General features: G+C 44.5%; 4 protein-coding genes. 3 read left to right on the plus strand and 1 reads right to left on the minus strand.

Features of this window, described 5'->3' with window-relative positions; genetic code table 11:
- Positions 1-235 precede the first annotated feature (235 nt).
- The 3 genes from Q0241_RS07150 (at position 236) to Q0241_RS07160 (ending at position 2409) form a co-directional block, all read left to right on the plus strand.
- Positions 236-775 (plus strand): hypothetical protein, encoded by a 540-nt coding sequence (locus tag Q0241_RS07150; RefSeq protein WP_299375282.1) that lies wholly within the window; start codon positions 236-238, stop codon positions 773-775.
- 117 nt (positions 776-892) lie between these two features.
- On the plus strand, positions 893-1792 hold the full coding sequence (locus Q0241_RS07155) for a 3-keto-5-aminohexanoate cleavage protein (protein ID WP_299375285.1): 900 nt from the start codon (positions 893-895) through the stop codon (positions 1790-1792).
- 116 nt (positions 1793-1908) lie between these two features.
- Positions 1909-2409 carry a hypothetical protein gene (locus Q0241_RS07160; protein ID WP_299375288.1) on the plus strand — a complete coding sequence of 167 codons (501 nt, stop codon included), beginning with the start codon at positions 1909-1911 and terminating at the stop codon, positions 2407-2409.
- A 102-nt stretch (positions 2410-2511) separates the two neighbouring features.
- Here the strand turns inward: Q0241_RS07160 and Q0241_RS07165 are convergent.
- Positions 2512-5612, minus strand: a 3101-nt coding sequence (locus Q0241_RS07165; RefSeq protein ID WP_299375291.1) for a response regulator, incomplete at its 5' end; no start/stop codon positions are given.

The following is a 5612-nucleotide window of genomic DNA, read 5'->3' on the forward strand; positions in this document are numbered from 1 at the left end:
AATTTTCCATCGCAGTTCATCACTAATCTGGCATGAGAGTAACAATAGTGAGGTATCAATCGTTCGTAGTTATAAAGAAAGCAACGATCCTGAATAAAATCACCAACACAAACTAAGAATTGTTGAGTGGATTATCCAGCAGGTCTTAATTCTGCCTTTCAAATGGGATAAGCCAAACAGGATAATAAAGTAACATTTTCTACAGTAAAAAGGTGTAAAGGAGTTCAAAACCATCTTGCTTTTCATGTTCGTTAGCCTGCTGATTATCCTAAGCATTATCGCTGTAATACTGGATACACCTCAAGGAACTCTGAAGAGGAGTATAAAAATTTGTGGGTACCTAGTTCTATTTATTATTACGGCTACTAGTGTTTTTGTTTTTACCGATTACATAAAAAGCGAGCCAGGAAATGCTGTCAAATCCAGCTACCCAGCTTTGCAATTTTCCCAATACGAGGTCCTGTTATCAGAAAATAACAACGGTATATTTGGCGGGCACACTAGAATTCTTCTCAAGATTCCCAAAGAACAGTCAGATAAAATCATTCAATCTTGTGCAGAGCATGGCTTTCTACGCATAGATAAAACAGGAAAATGGTTCAAAAAAAATATGAGTAAAATAACTTCGTTAACTTATAAGAAGCTAGGCATAGGTAAAAATCCCGCCTGTAAATCCAGAAGCTCGCGCATATATAACAATCCGGATAACTTGCCAGATAGAAGAACCTTTATCCTTGATAACGGTTACCTCTATTACAGCTCATCTTATCGTTAAGATTATATACGCTTAAAACCACTTATTTTCTCGCCTGATAATTTCTTGTTTTCCCTCATCGTTTGGGCCAGAGTGGAAACAATAAAAACAACATTTCCAAGCACCAGAGCTCTCCTTATGTCTAAAACACCCCTCATGCCCAAAACACAAAAGAAAACTATTCTTACCTGTGCCGTTACAGGGAACCTGACCAAGCCGGAACAGCATCCCGGGCTGCCCATTACCCCAAAAGAGATCGCTGATGCCGCCTTGGGCGCGGCAAAGGCCGGGGCGGCCATTGTGCATTTGCATGTGCGCGATCCCCAGACGGGCAAAGGGTCCATGGATTTTAGCCTCTATGAAGAAATGGTCGGGTTGATCCGTCAGCAAAATCAGGACGTGATCTTGAACCTGACCACGGGTGAAGGCGGCCGTTTTGTGCCGTCGCAAGACGATCCAAAAGTCGCGGCACCCGGCAGTACCCTCTGTCGGCCAGAGTTACGTGTTGCGCATGTAGAAAAGCTGAAACCCGAAATATGTACGCTTGATTTCAACACCATGTGGTCGGGGGAAGCCGTGGTGATCAACACACCGCGTAATGTGGAAATTATGGCAGATCGTATCTATGCCGCGGGAACCAAGCCTGAGATTGAGCTATTTGACGTCGGTGATATCAACATGGCGCTCGATTTTCTGGACAAAGGCATTCTGAAGGCCCCAACCATGATGCAGATTGTCATGGGCGTGCGGTATGGCATTTTACCCACCCCGCAAAGTCTGATGTATCTGGTATCGCAAATCCCCAAAGACACCGTCTGGGCCGCTTTTGGCATTGGACGCCATGAATTCCCAATCCTTGCCCAGTCTTTCCTGTTGGGCGGGCATGTACGGGTCGGCATGGAAGATAATCTGCAAATCCGCAAGGGTGAGCTTTGTCGTGACAATGCCCAACTGGTCGAAAAAGCAGCCGATATCATCGACAATCTGGGCGGCGCACTGGCCACACCAGACGAAGCCAGAAAGATATTAGGCCTTTAAAATTAACCCCGTTAAAGAAGCCCGATAAACTAAGGCCGAAAAACTAAGACCACAAAAATTAATGCCGTAAAAGCACCTTCGCCTCCCTACTTCTCTCAGACGATCAGGACTTGATAATGCAAAACGAGCAACGTGCGACTGCCCCCACTCTCCACAATGCAAAAGTCGATGCTTCAAAAGCTGATGTCTCAAAAGAAGAAATTGCTAACCTGATCAAAGCACGTAGATTGTTAAAAGAGAAAGTGAGTGTTGCATGGTACTGGGCAATCTTCATGATTGGCATTATTGCCCCGGCTCTTTTTGCGCCCATTATTTTGATTGCTTCGGCACCGATATCTGTTCTTGTATCACTTTATCTTTTGATCGTACCGGTAAAACGATTGAAAAAAGAACTTACCGCCTTGAACGTTAAAGTTCATCAGACACGCGAACTATCGCTCGGTGACTATTGCGGCCCGCCGCAAGCAGAACTTCCGCTTTATCAGATTATTGAAATCCGTGATAATCCGAAATTACTAACGCTGAAAATTCTGTTATCCAAAGAACAAGATGAAATTGGAAAGATCGTCAAAGATCAGAGAGAACAATTTGTCGTGCCCTATCTGTTTAATGATTAGAGTGCACTGAACTTAACGTTCTTGTGGGTTAAATCTCGTTGAAATTATAAAAGAAATTATACAACGCTCAGGACCTGTAAAAAAGTAGATCAGTGCCGAGAACTAGGCTATTTTCTCATCAGGTTCCGGCTGATTTTCATTCAGATAATTTCGCATGGTTTCTGCGACGTCATCACAGCTTCGGATAAAGTCAGGGATTAACGCATAAGCCTGTTCTGCGTTATCGTTCCGCATCAGTGCTTCGATCTCTTTTGCCTGATTGCCCAAGCCTGTTGCCCCAAGTTCAAAACAAATCGGCTTGAACGAATGCGCAGCTGATTTTATGGTTGCATCGTCCCCGTCATCCAGCGCCTGTTGCATTTTCGGGGCTGTCTGAACCGCGAATTCAACAAAGCATTCGATAATCGGGAGTACCTTGTCCCCTATTTTTTCTTTCAGGGATTCAATTTCAGTAAAATCGACAAGTTGCTCACCTTTTTCAGATTGGCCAAGAGAAGATTTAACCTCTTCTGGATTACCTTTTACCGGGGCTTCACCTTTGAGATTATCGTCTTTCGATACCCTGCCCCCAACATCGGATTTGCGGTCAACGACCCACTTTTGTAATACCTTTTCCAAATCATTAATTTGCACTGGCTTGGAAATGAAATCATCCATACCAACATCCAGACATTTTTGACGATCGCTTGCCATGGCATTGGCGGTAAAAGCAATGATCGGCAATGTATTACGATCATCTTCCAGCTGGCGAATTTTTCGAGTTGCCTCAAAGCCATCCATTTCTGGCATGTGGCAATCCATCAAGATGATATCGAATTGTTGTTGATCCAGCTGCACCAAGACCTCTTTACCATTTCCAGCGGGCGTAATCAGGCACTCGTAACGTTCCAGAATTTTTGTCGCAATCATCAGATTTATCGGGTTATCCTCGGCAAGCAGAACCCGCACTCCTTTGAAATTAAGGTTTGTTTCTTGCTTAAGTTCAGCCTCGCGGAAGCTGTGCCGAGTAAAGAGCGGGGTTTCTTCGGCCTTATCCCGCGTCGACCAGACTGCGGCAAGGGTAGAACGAATAATACCGGGAAAAATGGGTTTGGTCAGATAGCCCCGAAAGCCAAGATTTTTGACCAACTTACCATCGCCACGTTCGGGCGAAGACAACATCAATACCATCTGTGGCGCTTGAATATTTGAATCGGTTTGAATTTCGCGCGCAAGATCGTGCCCGTCCATTCCCGGCATGCAATAATCAGATAACAAAAGATCATAAGGCTGGGCCGTGCCATCACGCAAAAGAGCCAATGCGTCTTCCGCTGTACCGGCCTGATGTATTTCCATACCAAGATCTGCCAATTGTTCCCTGACGATTTCCAATGACACTTTGCTGTCATCCACCACCAGCAATTTAAGACCTTCCAAAGATTCCTGTGCTTGGATAGCTGCAATTTCTTTTGATGCGACCAGTTTTTCCTGTCGCCCAAGTTCTATATTAAAGCTAAAGCAAGATCCCTTGCCCAATTCGCTTTTAACTGAAAGCTGACCGCCCATTAAGGCAATCAGATCCCGGCAAATTGACAGCCCAAGACCCGTGCCACCGAAATGACGGGTCGTCGAGGCATCAGCCTGAGAGAACTTTTCAAAAATCAATTTCTGTTTGTCATCGGCAATACCAACCCCGGTATCGTTGACTTCAAATTCATAATTAATTTGCCCGTTATCCATCTCTTCCGAACGGACGCGAATAAAGATATGCCCCCGATAGGTAAACTTGATGGCGTTGCTCAAAAGATTGAGGAGAATTTGCCGGATACGACCAGGATCCCCCACAACAAAGCGCTCCATTTCTGGTGGGAAACTGACCAAAAATTCAATATCGTCATCTTTGTCTTTGGGCATCACCAGATCGACCACATCTTCGACAAGCTGTTCCATGTCAAAGGGGATGAGTTCCAGATCCAGTTTTCCAGCCTCAATTTTAGAGAAATCAAGCACGTCGTTTATCAAACTCAACAAAGCATCGGCCGATTTCATCACTGTATCGGCAAAACTGTATTGTTTTGGCGATAAATCTGTATCAAGCAGTAATCCTGTCGCACCGATAATGCCGTTCATCGGTGTACGGATTTCATGGCTCATACTTGCCAGAAACTCTGATTTCACCTTATTGGCTTTTTGTTCTTTTACTGCCAACGCATCCAGCGTTTTGTTTTTATCTTCCAGAATTTTATTAGCTTGGTTCAAATCATCCGTACGTTTAAAGACAAGTTCATTAAGGTTTTCGTTTAAATTTTCAAGCGACCCTGCCATATCTCGAAAAGACTGCGAAAGTTCCTTTGCTTCCTGCCAACCTTTGGTCACAGGCGGAACATCAAATTCCCCGGATGCCAAACGCTTCGTCATAAGTTTCAAATGATCAATCGGACGAGATATAAAGTACGCGACAACAATACCCGCCAAAATAGAAATCAACGCGACAAGCCCCACCAGCCAAATCAAAGACTGGTTCGCCGCATCAAAAGAAGCGTTAACCTCTTTCTCATTTATTTTAACAACCAAACCCCAGTTAAATTCTGGAATATAACGTGTAAAGGCTCTCACTGGTTGTTCGGTATAGTCCGGGGCATGACGCATGATTTTTTCATTGCCCGCTACCGCTTGAATAATCGGCACCTCTTGCCGTTCATTTGAAACCTTGCGCGTAAAAGCTGCGTCTGGATCATGCCGAAGAGGTACGGCAAAAAGCGCATCACCATTACTGGTTCGAACCGCAATCAACCATTCACCTGTTAATCCCAAACCACTTCTATCTTCGATTAAATCAGATAAAAAATCAGCCTTGAATTCTACAGAAATATAGCCAATTGCACGACCGTTCTGAATTAAGCGTACGGCACTTTGAACAACACCATTCCCCTTATTGATCAGACGGACAGCATAGTCTTTTTCTGGAATAACAAACACATGATCAGATGTATCTTCTGGGGTTGTCGTTGCGACTTTTTTGCCCGCGAGATCAAAAACCTCTATGGCTTCCAGTCTGCTCATATTCCCCTGAGCATCTTTCAGGATCTTGGTGATTTTATCTTTGTGTTGCTGTTCTTTGGTCTTGTTCCACTTATCCAGACTGATCCGCATCTGGGTTCTGCTGGCAATCAACGCTGTGTTATCCCGCACCCGATCAACAACGGCCAGAACACGTTTTTTCG

The sequence above is a fragment of the uncultured Kiloniella sp. genome (assembly GCF_937128705.1).
Lineage (GTDB): Bacteria > Pseudomonadota > Alphaproteobacteria > Kiloniellales > Kiloniellaceae > Kiloniella.

Coding starts and splice junctions, on each gene's coding strand:
- Q0241_RS07155 (WP_299375285.1), top strand. CDS start 893: ATGTCTAAAACACCCCTCATGCCCAAAACACAAAAGAAAACTATTCTT.
- Q0241_RS07160 (WP_299375288.1), top strand. CDS start 1,909: ATGCAAAACGAGCAACGTGCGACTGCCCCCACTCTCCACAATGCAAAA.